Source organism: Lysobacter sp. P5_B12 (assembly GCF_056400425.1).
Genome location: NZ_JBFULG010000002.1, coordinates 471,463 through 486,984, shown reverse-complemented (window position 1 = coordinate 486,984; position 15,522 = coordinate 471,463). Strand labels below are relative to the sequence as shown.

Here is a 15,522-nt window from a genome sequence, read left to right as displayed (position 1 = left end):
TATTTAATGCTTCGGGGCACGAAGTGCGCGTAAGCGCCCGTGAATAGGGGAGAAAACGTGGGATTGATCACAAACAGTCAGCCGCCGCTGATCGGGGTCGACATCAGCTCGACCGCCGTCAAGCTGCTGCAGCTCTCCCGATCCGGGAACCGTTACCGCGTGGAGCACTACGCGGTCGAACCTCTGCCGCCCAACGCCGTGGTGGAAAAGAACATCGTCGAGGTGGAAGCCGTCGGCGAAGCCATCAAGCGCGCCGTGAACCGCTCGGGCGCCCGCGCCCGGCACGCGGCCGCGGCCGTCGCGGGCTCGGCGGTGATCACCAAGATCATCCCGATGCCGGGCGACCTGGACGAGACCGACCTGGAATCGCAGGTCGAACTCGAAGCGGTCAACTACATCCCGTACCCGATCGAGGAAGTGAACCTCGACTTCGAAGTGCTGGGCCAGATGCCGGGCAACGCGGACATGGTGCAGGTGCTGCTCGCGGCCTCGCGCACCGAGAACGTCGATGCCCGCGTCGCCGCGCTCGAGCTGGGCGGCCTCACCGCGAAGGTGATGGACGTCGAGGCCTTCGCGATCGAGAACGCCTTCTCGCTGCTCGCCGACACCCTCAGCGCGCCGCGCGACGGGATCATCGCGCTGGTCGACACCGGCGCGACGATGACCACGCTCAACATCCTGCGCAACGGCCGGAGCCTCTACAGCCGCGAACAGGTGTTCGGCGGCAAGCAGCTCACCGACGAAGTGATGCGCCGTTACGGGCTGAGCTACGAAGAAGCCGGCCTGGCCAAGCGCCAGGGCGGCCTGCCGGAAAGCTACGACATCGAAGTCCTGGAGCCCTTCAAGGAAGCGATGGTCCAGCAGGTCAGCCGACTGCTGCAGTTCTTCTACGCCGGCAGCGAATTCAACCGCGTCGACCAGATCGTCCTCGCCGGCGGTTGCGCCTCCATCCCCGGCATCGCCGCGATGGTCGAAGAGCAACTCGGCGTGCCGACGGTGATGGCCAACCCGCTGGCGCAGATGACGCTCGGTCCGCGCGTGCAGGCGCACGCGCTGAACCAGGACGCCCCCGCGCTGATGATCGCCTGCGGCCTGGCCATGAGGAGCTTCGACTGATGGCACGGATCAACCTCCTCCCGTGGCGCGCCGAGCGCCGGCGCCAGCGCCAGAAGGAATTCATGGCGATGGTGGGCGCGGCCGCGCTGAGCGCGGTCGTCCTCTCCTTCCTGATCTACATGTTCTACAACGCGCAGATCGACGGTCAGACCGATCGCAACGCCTACCTCGAAGGCGAAATCACGAAGGTCCAGGCCAAGATCGACGAGATCAAGCTGCTCGACGACAAGAAGGCCAAGCTGCTCGCGCGCAAGACGGTGATCGAAGAGCTGCAGGCCAACCGCTCGCAGATGGTCCACCTGTTCGACTCGCTGGTGCGCACGATCCCCGACGGCGTCACGCTCGCCTCGATCCAGCAGAACGGCGAGATGCTCACGCTCAAGGGCCGCTCGCAGTCCAACGCGCGCGTCTCCACCTACATGCGCAACCTCGAAAGCTCGGGCTGGATGACCAACCCCGAACTCTCGGTGATCGAAGCGCGCGGCACCAACAAGGGCTTGCCGTACGAGTTCGACCTGCAGGTCAAGCTCGCCAATCCCAACGCGCCGAAGGATGAAAACAAGGACGGCATCCCCGATGCCGCGCCCACGGTCGCGCCGCCCACCGGCGTCACGCCCGCCAGCGCAGGGACCGCCGCCGCTCCGGCCAAGGCCGCGCCGGCGCCCGCCGCCGCCCCGACGAATGGAGCCGCGCCATGAGCCAGAAGAAGATGGCGCTGAAGGACATCAGCCTCAACAACACCGCCGCTTGGCCGCAGTCGTACAAGATCGCCTTCTGCGCGTTCATCGCGGCGGCCATCATCGGCCTGGTCTGGTACTTCGTGATCACCGGCCAGCGCGAGCAACTGAACGAGCTCGACCGGAAGGAAGCCGAACTGCGCGGCACGTTCGAAGAGAAGCAGGGCCAGGCGGCCAACCTCGAACCGCTCAAGCTCCAGCTGGCGCAGATGGAGCAGCAACTGCAGCAGATGCTGCGCCAGTTGCCGAGCAAGACCGAGATGCCGGACCTGATCATCGACATCTCGCAGACCGCGCTCGCCACCGGCATCACCAACGAACTCTTCCAGCCGGGTCCGGAAGCGCCGAAGGAGTTCTACGCCGAGAAGCCGATCCAGCTGCGCATGGTGGGCACCTACCACCAGTTCGGCGCGTTCGTGAGCGGCGTGGCTTCGCTGCCGCGCGTGGTGATCATGACGATGCACAACATCGTGCTGACCCCCCGCAATCCGACGCCCGGCGCCAAGATCGGCCCGAACAGCATCCTGCAGCTTGCCGGTACGGTGAAGACTTACCGTTATCTCGACGACAACGAGACGCCCGGTGCCGGTGCCCCTGCCAAGGGTGGCAAGAAGGCACCTCCGCCGAAGGGAGGGAAGAAGTGATGACTTCCAAGCACACCTCCCGCGTCCTGCTGGCGATCGCCTTGCTCGTGCTCGCCGCCTGCGGCCGCAGCGTCAACAGCGGCCCCGAACCGGCGAGAGACCTCGAGAAATGGGTCGCCGAAGTGAAGGCGCGTCCTGCGCCGCCGCTCGATCCGCTGCCCGTGATGCAGCAGTTCGAGACCTTCGAATACGCCGCCCAGGCCTTGCGCGATCCCTTCAGCGAAGCCTTCAGCGACATCAGTGGCGGCAGCGGCCCGCGCCCGGACCCGAACCGCCCGAAGCAGACGCTCGAACAGTTCCCGCTCGACAGCCTCGACATGGTCGGCACGCTGGGGACCGGGTCCAACCTCATCGCGCTGGTCATGGCGCCGGACAAGGTGACGTATCGCGTTCGCCCCGGCGTGTATTTGGGGCAGGCCGACGGTCGCGTGACCGCGGTCTACGAAGACCGGATCGAACTCGTGGAATTGGTGCCGGATGGTGCGGGCGGCTGGCTGGAACGCCCTGCGACCGTCGCGCTCGAAGATCAATAAGGGGAAAGGACGATGACCTTGCACAACGCCACACCGATGCGGCCTGCACGGCGCCCCTTCCTTCGGGCCGGGGTGCTCGGGCTCGCGATCGGGCTCGTGACGGCCTTCGGCGCCGCCGATGCCGCCCAGGCATCGCGCGTCCTCGCCGCGCAGTCCGCAGCCACCGCGGCCACCGCGCCCACGCCCAACGTCGATCCGAGCAAGAACGTGCCGGGCACGATCTCCGTCTCCAACATCGACTTCAAGCGCGGCGACGGCGGCTCCGGCCGGCTGAGCCTGCGCTTCAGCGGCTCGGGCGCGGTCCCGGACATCCGCAATGAAGGTTCGCGGGTGATCATCGACGTCGGCAACGCCAGGTTGCCGGCCTCGCTGGCCAAGCCGCTGAACGTCGCCGACTTCGCAACGCCGGTGCAGCGCATCGAAGCGCGGGCCGACGGTGCGGGCACCAAGCTGGTGCTGGCCACCAACGGCCAGTACGAGTCGATGGCCTACCAGACGGGCAACGAATACGTCGTCGAAGTCGTGCCGCGCGCCGCCGCCAAGCCGGGCTCGAACGCCGCCGTCGGCGCCACCACGTCCAACGCGCCGGCCAAGGTTTACGGCGGCCGCCCGGTGACCTTCAACTTCCAGGACGTGCCCGTGCGCACCGTCCTGCAGCTGATCGCCGAGGAATCCAACCTCAACGTCGTCGCCTCCGACACGGTGTCGGGCAACGTCACGCTGCGCCTGATCAACGTGCCGTGGGACCAGGCGCTGGACATCGTCCTGCGCGCCAAGGGCCTGGACAAGCGTCGCGACGGCAACGTGGTGTGGGTCGCCCCGCAGGACGAGATCGCCAAGTACGAGCAGGCGAAGGAAGACGCGCGCATCGCGATCGAAAACCGCGCCGAGATGATCACCGAGTACATCCCGATCAACTACGGCAACGCCGAGGACATCGCCAAGCTCCTCACCGAAGAAAGCAAGTCCAGCTCCGGTGGCGGTGGCGGCGGCGCGAACGCCCAGCGCGGCTTCCTCTCGCCCCGCGGCAGCATGAGCTTCGACCGCCGCACCAACACGCTGCTGATCATCGACATCCCGTCGAAGGTCGCCGAAGTGCGCCGCCTCGTCGGCCTGCTCGACAAGCCCGTCGACCAGGTGCTGATCGAAGCCCGCATCGTGATCGCCACCGAATCCTTCGCCCGCGAACTGGGTGCGAAGTTCGGCATCGCCGGTGCCAACGACAACGTGCTGTTCAACGGCAACGTCGCCAGCAACACCGCCAACAGCGGTGCGGTGCGCCCGGTCCCGCCGGCCAAGTCGCTCAACGTCGACCTCCCGGTCGTCGGTGCGGCCGGCTCGCTCGCCCTGTCGATCATCAACGCCGGCTACGTGCTCGACATGGAGCTCTCCGCGCTGCAGACCGAAGGCCGCGGCGAAGTGATCTCCAACCCGCGCATCGTCACCAGCAACCAGAAGGAAGCGGTGATCCGCCAGGGCCAGGAAGTCGGCTACGTGACGATCGCGCAGCAGCAGGGCTCCGGTGCGGCGATCCCGAACGTGCAGTTCAAGGACGTCCTGCTCGAGCTCAAGGTCACCCCGACGATCACCAACGACGGCCGCGTGTTCCTCAACATGGCCATCAAGAAGGACGAGATCGAAGGCTTCATCGATACCGACATCGGTGAAGTGCCCCAGATCAACAAGCGCGAAATCAACACCGCGGTGCTGGTCGACAACGGCCAGACGGTCGTGATCGGCGGCGTGTACGAGTTCCGCGACCGCGCCGACGTGACCAAGGTGCCGTGGCTGGGCGACCTGCCGGTGATCGGCAACCTGTTCAAGAAGAAGGGCCGCACGAAGGAGAAGGCCGAGCTGCTGATCTTCGTGACGCCGAAGGTGATGATGGTCTCCCAGCGCGGTTGATCTTCTTCGCCAAAGGATGAATGCAACGGGGCCTCATGGCCCCGTTGCCGTTTCCGGGTGAACCAACGGGCCGCGAACCAGTCAAACTCGGCCCGACACCGCCCGGGATCCCCCGCCCCAGCATGGACAATCGCGCCGACAGCCACACCGCACCGCCGTCCCGCCTGCACGCGGCCTTTTCCGCGTTGCGCGACCAACTCTCGGCCGAGATCGTCGGGCAGGGCGAACTGATCGAACGCCTCCTCATCGCACTGCTCGCCGACGGGCACCTGCTCGTCGAAGGCGCGCCGGGCCTGGCCAAGACGAGCGCGATCCGCGCACTCGCCGCGCGCCTGGATGCCGCCTTCGCCCGCGTCCAGTTCACGCCCGACCTCTTGCCCGCCGACCTCACCGGCACCGAAGTCTGGCGCCCGCAGGACGGCCGCTTCGAATTCCAGCCCGGCCCGATCTTCCATCCCATCCTGCTCGCCGACGAGATCAACCGCGCGCCGGCCAAGGTGCAGTCGGCCCTGCTCGAAGCGATGGGCGAACGCCAGGTCACCGTCGGCCGGCAGACCTATCCGTTGCCGGCGCTGTTCCTGGTGATGGCGACGCAGAACCCGATCGAACAGGAAGGCACCTTCCCGCTGCCCGAAGCGCAGCTGGATCGTTTCCTGATGTACCTGCGCATCGGCTATCCGGCCGCGGCGGCGGAAACCGAAATCCTGCGCCTGGCGCGCGAACGCGCGCGCAATGTGTTGCAGGCGACCACCGAAGCGGTCGAGCGCATGCCGATCGACGATGTCTTCGAAGCGCGCGCCGCCGTACTCGACCTGCACCTGGCGCCGCCGGTGGAGCGTTACCTCATCGAACTCGTGCTCGCCTCGCGCGAGCCGACGCGCTACGACGCCTCGCTCGCCCGCCGCATCGCGTGGGGCGCGAGCCCGCGTGGTTCGATCGCGCTCGAACGCTGCGCGCGTGCGCGGGCATGGCTCGCCGGACGCGACTTCGTCACGCCCGAAGACGTGCGTGCGATCGCACCCGACGTGCTGCGCCATCGCGTGTTGCCGAGTTACGAAGCCACCGCCGAAGGCTGGGACGGCGACCGCCTCGTGCGCGCACTGCTCGACAAGGTGCCCTTGCCCTGACCATGCCTCGTGCCGTGCCCCCGCAGGAAGGCATCGTGCCCACGCTGCAGGAACTGGTCGGGCTGCGTGCGCTCGCACTCGGGCGGCGTGCGCCGCGTCGCGGCCGGCATGGCGTCACCGGGCATGCGCTCTCGCCGATGCGTGGGCGTGGCATGGAATACGCCGAATCGCGCGAATACGCGATCGGCGACGACGCACGCCACATCGACTGGCGCCTCACCGCGCGCAGCGGGCGCCCGCACACCAAGTTGTTCCAGGCCGAACGCGAGCGCCTGACGCTGATCGTCGCCGACACCGCGCCGACGCTGTATTTCGGCACGCGCGTGCGCTTCAAGTCGGTGCAGGCCGCGCGCGCGGGCGCGATCGCCGCGTGGGCCGCATTGCGCGACGGCGACCGCGTCGCCGCCTTGCGCGGCAGCCAGCGCGAAGCACCGATTCCCCCGGCGGGCGGGCCGCGTGGCGCATTGCGCGTGCTGGATGCACTCGTGCGCTGGTATGCCGTGCCGCCCGAAGACGACGCGGGCCTGGCGGTCGCACTCGACCAGGCACAGCGCGTGCTGCGTCCCGGTTCGCGCCTGATCGTCCTCGCCGATCCTGCGAGCATCGCCGCGATCGATCCGCATCGCTGGCCGGCGTTCGCGCTGCACCACGACACGACGGTGCTGCTGCTCGTCGATCCGCTGGAGCGCGATCCGCCGAAAGCAGCGCTGCCCTTCGCAACGGGCGATCACCGCGTCGAACTGGATCTGGCGACCGCGTCCCAACGCCAGCGTTGGCGGGGCGAGTTCGTCGCGCCCATCGAGGCGGCCTTGCAAGCCTTGCCTGCGCGCGGCGTGCGCGTGGACGTGTTGTCGACCGATGCCACCAGCGACGCGTGGCTCGGTGCCTGGGGCCGCCCGCAGGCGAGCGTGGCCTGACATGCGCATGACGCCCGATCTCGTGTTGCGCGATGTGCATGCCGCTCCCGCGACGTCCTGGTGGCCGCTGGCGCCCGGCTGGTGGCTCGTGCTCGCCGCGTTCGTCGCAGTGATCGGCGTGATCGCGTTGCTCGCGCATCGCAAACGCGCGCGCCGCCGCGCGATCGTCGGCGTGTTCGACCGGGCGCTCGCGCGCGCGACCACGCCCGCCGCGGAAGTGGCCGCCATCTCCGAACTCCTGCGCCGCGCCGCGCGCCGCAAGGATCCACAAGCCGACCGCTACGAAGGCGATCGCTGGCGCACGCACCTGGATGCCGGCGCACGCGAACCCTTGTTCGATGGACAAGCCGGGGCCGTGCTGCTGGAAGGCGCATTCCGGCGCGACGTGGATCCGGCGGACGTCGCCGATCTGCGCGAGCGCGCGCGCCGCCGCTACCTGGAGTGGATGCGGTGAACGCGCTCGCGCAATGGCTCTCCACGTTCGCCTGGCCGCTCGCGTTGCTCGCGATTCCCTTGCCTTTGCTCGCGCGATGGTTGCTGCCGCGTCGGCGTTCGGGCGCGGCCGCCTTGCGCGTGCCCTACGGCGCGCACATCGACAAGGTCGCGCAGGCGGGCAATGGCCACGCCTTGCGCGGCCGCGGCGCCGGGCTGCTCGCGTGGCTGGCGTGGATCGCGTTGTGTTTCGCGTGCGCGCGCCCGCAGGAACTCGGCCCGCCCATCGCACCGCCGCAAGTGGGGCGCGATTTGATGCTCGCCGTCGACCTGTCCGGCAGCATGAGCGAAGAGGACATGGAACTCGGTGGCAACGTCGTCGATCGGCTGACCGCCGCGAAGGCCGTCCTCGCCGACTTCCTCGATCGCCGCGGCGGCGATCGCGTCGGCCTGCTCGTGTTCGGCCAACGCGCGTACACGTTGACGCCGTTGACACTCGACCTGACGACGGTGCGCCAGCAACTCCAGGACAGCGTCGTCGGCCTGGCCGGGCGCGAAACCGCGCTCGGCGACGCACTCGCACTCGCGGTGAAGCGCCTGCAATCGCAGCCGTCCGAACAACGCGTCGTCATCCTGCTGACCGACGGCGTCAATACCGCGGGCGTGCTGGATCCAGCGAAGGCCGCCGAACTCGCGCGCGACGCGAAAGTCCGCGTGCACACCATCGCCTTCGGTGGCGAAGGCGGCGTGTCGCTGTTCGGTTTCCGCCTGCCCGGTGCGGGCGATTCGGAAATCGACGAAGCGGGCCTGCAACGCATCGCGCAGATTACCGGCGGTCGCTTCTTCCGTGCGCGCGATACCGAGTCGCTCGCGGGCATCTACGCGGAGATCGATCGGCTCGAACCGATCCGCCGCCCGGGACAGGCGGTGCGTCCGCGCATCGAGCGCTATCCGTTGCCCCTGGCGATCGCACTCGGCCTCGCAGCGCTGGGCGCCGTGCCCTTGCGGAGGCGCGCATGAGCGGCTTCGACCTCTTGCATTTCCTGCGCCCCGCGTGGCTGTGGGCCTTGCTCGCGCTGCCACTGATCGCGTGGCTGTGGTGGCAACGCACGCGTCGCGACAATGTCTGGCGCGCGTCCGTCGATGCGCACTTGCTGCCCTTCTTGCTCGAACCGGCGTCGAACGTGCGCACGCGCGGCACGCTCATTGCCGTGCTACTCGCCTTCGCACTTGCGGTGTTGGCGCTCGCGGGTCCCGCATGGAAACAGGTCGCGCAGCCGGCGTGGCAAAGTCGGACGCCGCTGGTGGTCGCGCTCGATCTGTCGAGCAGCGCGCTGGCAGCGGACTTGCCGCCTTCGCGCTTGCTGCAGGCGCGCGCGAAACTCGCCACCCTGTTGCGCGAGCGCGCAGGCGGGCAGGTGGGCTTGCTGGCCTTTGCCGACGACGCGTACACCGTCGCGCCGCTCACCGACGACGCCGCGAATGTCGTGCTCTTCCTCGACACACTCGCGCCCGACGTGATGCCGGTCGACGGCCATCGGCCCGATCGCGCCATCGCGCGCGCGGTCGACCTGATGCGCCAAGCCGGCTTCGACCACGGCGACATCCTCGTGCTCACCGACCATGGCGACGCCGCCGCGAATGCCGCCGCCGCGCAAGCGATGAAGCGCGGCATGCGCGTCTCCGTCCTCGGCCTGGGCAGCGAGCAGGGCACCGTCGTGCAACAGGTGGGTGGCGGGATCTCGCGCGTGTCGCTCGATCCGGCGTCGCTGCGGTCGCTCGCCAATGCGGGCGGCGGGCGCTACGCAGCCTTGTCCATCGATGATGCGGACCTGCGTGCATTGGACATCCTGCATGCCGATCCCGCGAGCGCGACCTCCACGCAGGGCCGCGCGGGCCGCAGTTGGGAAGACGCGGGTTACTGGCTCATTCCGCCCTTGATGTTGCTGGCGGTCTTCGCGTTCCGGCGTGGCGCGGGCGTGGCTGCGATGCTGGTCGTGTTGTGCGTGCCGATGGGATTCGCACACGCGCAGGACAAGCCGCAGGGAACACTGTGGCGACGCGCCGACCAGGTCGCGGCGCAGCGCATGGCGTCGGGCGAGGCGGCTTATCACTCGGGCAAGTTCGACGCCGCGGAGCAGGCCTTCGACGGTGTGCCCGGCGCCGATGCGCAGTACAACCTCGGCAACGCACTCGCCAAGCAGGGCCGTTACGAGGACGCCCTGGCGGCCTACGATCGCGCGCTGCGGGCGCATCCGAACATGGAAGACGCCATCGCGAATCGGAAGGCAGTCGTTGCGGCGATGAAACGCAAGCCGCCCTCCGGCGATAGCAAACGCAACGATCCGCGCGCGCAAGGCAAGCAGGACGGAAAACAGCAACAACAAGCCGGCCAGTCGCAGTCGCCGAAACAACAGCAGCAGCAACAATCCGCGCAGCAGCAGGGCGGGCAGCCCAAGCCCTCGCAAGGGCAGCAACAGGCGGGCCAACAACAAAGGCCATCGCAACAGTCCGGCCAGTCGCAGCAACAGGCGCAGGCCAAACCGCAATCGCCGCAGGAAGCACAGGCGCAACGCGCCGCCGATGCCGCGCAACGCGAACGCATGCAACGCGCCCTCGCCAAGGACAAGAACGGCAAGCCGCAACAAGGCCAGGCCCAGGCGCGCGCGGAAACCCCGGCCGAGCGCGAACGCCGCCTCGCGAACGAAGCCTGGCTGCGCCGCGTCCCCGATGATCCGGGCGGCTTGCTGCGCGCGAAATTCCGCCTCGAATACGAACGCCGCCAACTGGAGGGCGGTGAATGATGCGCAAGTGGGCCTTCGCCACCCTCGTTCTGTTCGCGATGCTTGCGCCATCGGCGCATGCGCAGGTACGCGCGTGGCTGGATCGCGACCGCATCGAAGCCGGCGAGACCTCGACGCTGAACATCGCCGCCGATTCCGCACAGGGCGGCCCCGACTACGCACCCCTCGAACGCGACTTCATCCTCAGCGGGCATTCGAGCCAACGCAGCGCGCGCGCGGAGAACGGCCACATCACCGTGAGTGCGCAGTACACGGTGTTGTTGCAACCGCGGCGCGAAGGCGTGATCACGATTCCCTCGCTGCACATCGGCGCGCAGACCACGCCGCCGCTCACGCTCACCGTCGCGCCCCTGAGCCGCGTGCCGACGAAAGCAGGCGACGATACGTTCATCGAGGCGGAGATCGACGACGGCGATCCGTGGGTGCAACAAGCGGTCGGCTTGAAGGTGCGCTTGTATACCGCCGTCCCGCTGGTGTCGGGCGCGCTCGAACAATCCGAACCGGAGGGCGCGACGCTGCGCAAGGTCGGCCAGGACTTGCAGTACACGCAGGAAATGGGCGGTCGGCACTACAATGTGATCGAACGCCGCTTCCTCGTGATCGGCGAACGCAGCGGTCGCGTCGTGTTGCCGGGTGCGCGCTTCCGCGGGCAGGGCGTCGGTGGCTTCTTCGACGATCTGCTCGGCGATGGCCGCCGTCCGCTGGCCGCCGATGCGCCGGATCGCGTGCTGCAAGTGCGCGCGATTCCCGCGAACGCACCGCAGCCGTGGCTGCCGTTGACCGACTTGCGCCTGCGATACGTCACGTTGCCGCATGCCGCGCGCGCGGGCGAATCGGCGACCGTGCAGATCGAAGCGGTCGCCGACGGTGCGGTCGCCGCACAGATGCCCGAACTGCAACTGGCGTCCAACGGTGCGGCGCAGGTCTTCCCCGCGGCCGTGCAGGCCGACGAATCCTTTACCGAAGCGCGCCCGCGCACCACCTTGTCGCGCACGTTTTCGATCGTGCCCACGCGCGCCGGTGCGTTGCGCATCGATCCGCCGCAGTTGGAATGGTGGGACGTGCGCGCAGGCGTCGCTCGCACCGCGACCTTGCCGCCGATCGATCTGAAAGTCGCGCCCGGCACGGGCGTGAACGCGGCCGCGCCGCCGGACGCGGGCGCACCGGTCGACGTCGCCGATGCGACGCAAACCGCCGACGGCCGCATCTCGATTCCCGGCATCCAGGGGCGCGTCCTGCCGTGGGCCGCCGCCGCGGCCGCCTTCGCGCTGCTCTGGCTGTTCACGCTGTTGTGGTTCCTGGGCCGCCACCCACCGAAGCTCGCAACCGATGGCGTCGCACCGGACAAGCCCGCCTCCCCACGCCCCGACCTCAAGCGCGCATTGGCCGACGGCGACCTCGGCGACATCGCCGAAACGCTTTGCGCCGCCGTGCAACCGCCCGCCGCCGACATCGACGCCTTGCGCGCACGCATCGCCGACACCGACCAACGCGCAGCCCTCGACGCCTTGCAGCGTGCGCGTTGGGCAGGTGGCGACCCGCGCGCCGCGCGCGAGGCCCTGCGCCGCGCATTCGCCCGCGGCGTGCGCGTCGCCACGGCCGAGCGCACGGCGAACGTCCGCGATCCGCTGCCACCGCTCTATCCGCCGGCCTGAGCCGCGCGTTAAAGTCGCATTCGTTCCGCGGGGGGTCCGCGGCCCAGGAATCCGCATGGCCACGCCCACCGCGCGCAAGCGCCTTCCGCTGCACACGAAGATCGCGATCGGCTTCATCGCCGGCATCACGGCGGGCCTGCTGGTCCATGCCACCGGCAGCGACGCCGCCTGGGTGCAGCTGTTCACGACCTACGTCACCACGCCGTTCTCGAAGATCTTCCTGTCGTTGATCTTCATGCTGATCGTGCCGCTGCTGTTTTCGGCGCTGGTCGTCGGCATCGCCGAGATGGGCGACGTACGCGCGCTGGGCCGGATCGGCTGGAAGACCTTGTTCTATACGGTGGTGCTTTCGGCGGTGGCGGTGCTGCTCGGCCTGGTGCTGGTGAACTGGCTCAAGCCCGGTGCGGGCGTCGACCCGGCGCTGGCGCAACAACTGCTCGCCGACAACGCCGACCGCGCGAAGGAAATCGTCGCCAGCGTCGGCGAACAACCGCGCGGCATCGACATGCTGGTGTCCATCGTGCCCGACAACGTGGTCGCGGCGGCCGCGAACAACGGCACGATCCTGTCGCTGATGTTCTTCGCGGTGATGTTCGGCATCGGCCTGGTGCTGACGCGCACGCCGCAGACCGACGTCCTCAAGCGCGGCATCGAAGGCCTGTTCGAAATCTCGATGACGCTGATCGGCCTGGTGATCCGACTGGCGCCGATCGCGGTGTTCTGCTTCATGTTCAACCTGGTGTCGATCTTCGGGTTCGACCTGCTCCTGCGACTGGGCGCGTATGTCGGCGTCGTCGTGCTCGCGCTCGCGCTGCACCAGTTCGTGAGTTATTCGGTCGCGCTGAAGCTGGCCGGCCACTCGCCGATCCGCTTCTTCAAGGGCGCGCAGGAAGCGATGGTGATGGCGTTCTCGACGGCCTCCAGCAACGCCACGCTCCCGACCGCGCTGCGCGTGGCGGAGGAAGAGCTCGGCTTGCCGCGCCGCATCGCGCGCTTCGTGCTGACCGTCGGCGCCACCGCCAACCAGAACGGCACGGCCTTGTTCGAAGGCGTGACGGTCCTGTTCCTCGCGCAGTTCTTCGGCGTGGACCTCAGCCTTGGCCAGCAGGCGATGGTGATGGTGGTCTGCATCCTCGGCGGCATCGGCACGGCCGGCGTGCCGTCGGGTTCGCTGCCCGTGGTGGCGCTGATCTGCGCGATGGTGGGCGTGGACCCCGTCGGCATCGGCATGATCCTGGGCGTCAACCACTTCCTGGACATGTGCCGCACCACGCTCAACGTGACCGGCGACCTCACGCTCGCTACGCTCGTGGCCGCGGGCGAACCGGACCTCGGGGCTGGCGAAACAGCCGCTGACAGCCCCTGAGTCCGCGAGGCCCGGAGCATCGCGAACCCCGGGCATGGGACAATTCCGTTCCTGCCCGCCGATTCCGACCCCGCCCCCGCCATGCCGACGCCCAGCCGCCGCGACCTCGCCAACGCCATCCGATTCCTCGCCATCGATGCGGTGGAGGCCGCGAAGTCCGGCCACCCGGGCATGCCGATGGGCATGGCGGACATCGCGGAAGTCGTCTGGAACGACTACTACCGCCACAACCCGAACAACCCCTCGTGGTTCAACCGCGACCGTTTCGTGTTGTCCAACGGCCACGGCTCGATGCTGCATTACGCGTTGCTGCACCTGTCCGGCTACGCAATGACGATCGATGACCTGAAGTCCTTCCGCCAGCTCGAGTCCAAGACGCCGGGCCATCCGGAAAACTTCATGACGCCGGGCGTGGAAACCACGACCGGTCCGCTCGGCCAGGGCTTCGCGAACGCGGTGGGCATGGCGCTCGCCGAAAAACTCCTCGCGCAGCGCTTCAACCGCCCCGAGTTCGAAGTCGTCGACCACCACACCTGGGTCTTCATGGGCGACGGCTGCCTGATGGAAGGCATCTCGCACGAAGCGGCATCGCTCGCGGGCACTTGGGGCCTCAACAAACTCATCGCCATCTGGGACGACAACCACATCTCGATCGACGGCGACACGCAGGGCTGGTTCACCGACGACACCGGCAAGCGGTTCGAAGCCTACGGCTGGAACGTGGTGCGCGGCGTCGACGGGCATGATGCCGAGGCGATCAAGCGCGCAGTCGATGCGGCGCTCGCATCGAGCGACAAGCCCACGCTGATTTGCGCACGCACGACAATCGGTTTCGGTTCGCCGGGCAAGGCGGGCAAGGAGTCCTCGCACGGCGCGCCGCTGGGCAAGGATGAAATCGTCGCCACGCGCGCTGCGCTGAATTGGCCGCACGACGCATTCGACATTCCGCAGGAAATTCGCGACGGCTGGCGCGCCGGCAACGCGGGCCTGGTGCGCGAAGATCAATGGAACACCTTGTTCGACAAGTACGCCGCGCGATACCCCGAACTCGCCGACGAACTCGTGCGCCGCGCGCGCAACGAACTGCCGGACAACTGGGCGTCGGCGGCCGATGCGTACATCGCGAAGCTCCAGGCCGAAGGCCCGGTCGTCGCCTCGCGCAAGGCCTCGCAGATGGCGCTGGAAGCCTACGGCCCGCTGCTGCCGGAACTGATCGGCGGCTCGGCGGACCTCGCGCATTCCAACCTCACCTTGTGGAAGGGTAGCAAGTCCGTCACCAGCGACGACGCCAACGCCAACTACATCTACTTCGGCGTGCGCGAATTCGCGATGACCGCGATCAGCAACGGCCTCGGCCTGCACGAGTGCTTCATTCCGTACGACGCGACCTTCCTCGTCTTCAGCGACTACGCGCGTAACGCCGTGCGCATGAGCGCGCTGATGGGCGCGCACGCGATCCACGTCTACACGCACGACTCGATCGGCCTGGGTGAAGACGGCCCGACGCACCAGCCGATCGAACACGTCGCCTCGCTGCGTTACATCCCCGGCAACGACGTGTGGCGCCCCTGCGACGCCGTCGAATCGGCCGTCGCGTGGCGCGCGGCGATCGAACAACACGACGGCCCGTCGTGCCTGGTGTTCACCCGCCAGAACCTCGCGCACCAGCCGCGCACGACGCAGCAGGTCGCCGACATCCGTCGCGGCGGTTACATCCTGCGCGACAGCAAGGGCGCACCGCAGTTGATCCTCATCGCAACGGGCTCCGAAGTTGACCTCGCGATGCAGGCCGCCGCGCAACTCGGCGACGGCGTGCGCGTGGTGTCGATGCCGAGCACCGACGTGTTCGACCGCCAGGATCCGGCGTACCGCGAAACCGTACTGCCGAACGCCTGCCGACGCCGCGTGGCGATCGAAGCCGGCGTCAGCGATTTCTGGCGCAAGTACGTCGGGCTGGACGGCGCGGTCATCGGCATCGATCGCTTCGGTGCGAGCGCGCCTGCGGAGAAGTTGTTCCTGCACTTCGGGTTCACGGTCGAGAATCTCGTGCAGGTCGCTAAAAACCTTGCGTAAATCGCGCGCACGCAACGCATAGCAACGAGGCCCGCATTCGCGGGCCTCGTCGTTTCTGCGTGGCCATTCGACAACGACGCGCCTTCGCGTGCGTTGCGTGGACGCATTGCGTCCGACGCCAAAAGTTCCCTGCGCGCATTTCATTGCCCCTTGGGTCTATAGCGCCCCATGGCCGCTTGCTGTTCCCTTTGCAGGGAATGTTTCGCACAACGC

13 protein-coding genes are annotated in these 15,522 nt (G+C 68.3%); all 13 read left to right on the top strand.

What is annotated here, in order from left to right; translation table 11 throughout:
- Positions 1 to 57: 57 nt before the first annotated feature.
- The 13 genes from AC1DOM_RS05725 to tkt all read left to right on the top strand — a co-directional run bounded on the left by AC1DOM_RS05725 (position 58) and on the right by tkt (position 15,309).
- Positions 58 to 1,116, top strand: a complete 1,059-nt coding sequence (locus AC1DOM_RS05725; RefSeq protein WP_498961090.1) for a pilus assembly protein PilM — start codon at positions 58 to 60, stop codon at positions 1,114 to 1,116.
- Complete coding sequence (locus AC1DOM_RS05720) at positions 1,116 to 1,814, top strand: PilN domain-containing protein (protein WP_498961088.1); 699 nt, start codon at positions 1,116 to 1,118, stop codon at positions 1,812 to 1,814. Before AC1DOM_RS05725 ends, AC1DOM_RS05720 begins: the two co-directional genes overlap by 1 nt.
- The gene (locus tag AC1DOM_RS05715) at positions 1,811 to 2,497 is read left to right on the top strand and encodes a type IV pilus inner membrane component PilO (RefSeq protein ID WP_498961086.1); all 687 of its coding nucleotides are present in this window, start codon (positions 1,811 to 1,813) and stop codon (positions 2,495 to 2,497) included. Before AC1DOM_RS05720 ends, AC1DOM_RS05715 begins: the two co-directional genes overlap by 4 nt.
- Complete coding sequence (locus AC1DOM_RS05710; protein WP_498961084.1) at positions 2,497 to 3,030, top strand: pilus assembly protein PilP; 534 nt, start codon at positions 2,497 to 2,499, stop codon at positions 3,028 to 3,030. Before AC1DOM_RS05715 ends, AC1DOM_RS05710 begins: the two co-directional genes overlap by 1 nt.
- 12 nt (positions 3,031 to 3,042) lie before the next feature.
- On the top strand, positions 3,043 to 4,935 hold the full coding sequence (locus AC1DOM_RS05705; RefSeq protein ID WP_498961082.1) for a type IV pilus secretin PilQ: 1,893 nt from the start codon (positions 3,043 to 3,045) through the stop codon (positions 4,933 to 4,935).
- 122 nt (positions 4,936 to 5,057) lie between these two features.
- Positions 5,058 to 6,062: an AAA family ATPase gene (locus AC1DOM_RS05700; protein WP_498961080.1), complete on the top strand. Its 1,005-nt coding sequence runs from the start codon at positions 5,058 to 5,060 to the stop codon at positions 6,060 to 6,062.
- Between the two features lie 2 nt (positions 6,063 to 6,064).
- A complete protein-coding gene (locus AC1DOM_RS05695) occupies positions 6,065 to 6,979 on the top strand; it encodes a DUF58 domain-containing protein (protein WP_498961078.1) in 915 nt (304 codons plus the stop codon).
- A gap of 7 nt (positions 6,980 to 6,986) precedes the next feature.
- Positions 6,987 to 7,433: a DUF4381 domain-containing protein gene (locus AC1DOM_RS05690; protein WP_498961296.1), complete on the top strand. Its 447-nt coding sequence runs from the start codon at positions 6,987 to 6,989 to the stop codon at positions 7,431 to 7,433.
- Complete coding sequence (locus AC1DOM_RS05685; protein ID WP_498961076.1) at positions 7,430 to 8,431, top strand: vWA domain-containing protein; 1,002 nt, start codon at positions 7,430 to 7,432, stop codon at positions 8,429 to 8,431. Before AC1DOM_RS05690 ends, AC1DOM_RS05685 begins: the two co-directional genes overlap by 4 nt.
- On the top strand, positions 8,428 to 10,215 hold the full coding sequence (locus AC1DOM_RS05680) for a VWA domain-containing protein (protein ID WP_498961074.1): 1,788 nt from the start codon (positions 8,428 to 8,430) through the stop codon (positions 10,213 to 10,215). The genes AC1DOM_RS05685 and AC1DOM_RS05680 overlap by 4 nt, the downstream gene beginning before the upstream one ends.
- A complete protein-coding gene (locus tag AC1DOM_RS05675) occupies positions 10,212 to 11,870 on the top strand; it encodes a BatD family protein (RefSeq protein ID WP_498961072.1) in 1,659 nt (552 codons plus the stop codon). The genes AC1DOM_RS05680 and AC1DOM_RS05675 overlap by 4 nt, the downstream gene beginning before the upstream one ends.
- Before the next feature lie 55 nt (positions 11,871 to 11,925).
- Positions 11,926 to 13,236: a dicarboxylate/amino acid:cation symporter gene (locus tag AC1DOM_RS05670; protein WP_498961070.1), complete on the top strand. Its 1,311-nt coding sequence runs from the start codon at positions 11,926 to 11,928 to the stop codon at positions 13,234 to 13,236.
- Positions 13,237 to 13,317: 81 nt separating this feature from the next.
- Positions 13,318 to 15,309, top strand: coding sequence for a transketolase (gene tkt / locus AC1DOM_RS05665; RefSeq protein ID WP_498961068.1), 1,992 nt, complete (start codon positions 13,318 to 13,320; stop codon positions 15,307 to 15,309).
- Positions 15,310 to 15,522: the final 213 nt, after the last annotated feature.

Coding starts and splice junctions, on each gene's coding strand:
- AC1DOM_RS05675 (WP_498961072.1), top strand. CDS start 10,212: ATGATGCGCAAGTGGGCCTTCGCCACCCTCGTTCTGTTCGCGATGCTT.
- AC1DOM_RS05690 (WP_498961296.1), top strand. CDS start 6,987: ATGACGCCCGATCTCGTGTTGCGCGATGTGCATGCCGCTCCCGCGACG.
- AC1DOM_RS05700 (WP_498961080.1), top strand. CDS start 5,058: ATGGACAATCGCGCCGACAGCCACACCGCACCGCCGTCCCGCCTGCAC.
- AC1DOM_RS05710 (WP_498961084.1), top strand. CDS start 2,497: ATGACTTCCAAGCACACCTCCCGCGTCCTGCTGGCGATCGCCTTGCTC.
- AC1DOM_RS05720 (WP_498961088.1), top strand. CDS start 1,116: ATGGCACGGATCAACCTCCTCCCGTGGCGCGCCGAGCGCCGGCGCCAG.
- AC1DOM_RS05715 (WP_498961086.1), top strand. CDS start 1,811: ATGAGCCAGAAGAAGATGGCGCTGAAGGACATCAGCCTCAACAACACC.
- AC1DOM_RS05670 (WP_498961070.1), top strand. CDS start 11,926: ATGGCCACGCCCACCGCGCGCAAGCGCCTTCCGCTGCACACGAAGATC.
- AC1DOM_RS05695 (WP_498961078.1), top strand. CDS start 6,065: ATGCCTCGTGCCGTGCCCCCGCAGGAAGGCATCGTGCCCACGCTGCAG.
- tkt (WP_498961068.1), top strand. CDS start 13,318: ATGCCGACGCCCAGCCGCCGCGACCTCGCCAACGCCATCCGATTCCTC.
- AC1DOM_RS05680 (WP_498961074.1), top strand. CDS start 8,428: ATGAGCGGCTTCGACCTCTTGCATTTCCTGCGCCCCGCGTGGCTGTGG.
- AC1DOM_RS05705 (WP_498961082.1), top strand. CDS start 3,043: ATGACCTTGCACAACGCCACACCGATGCGGCCTGCACGGCGCCCCTTC.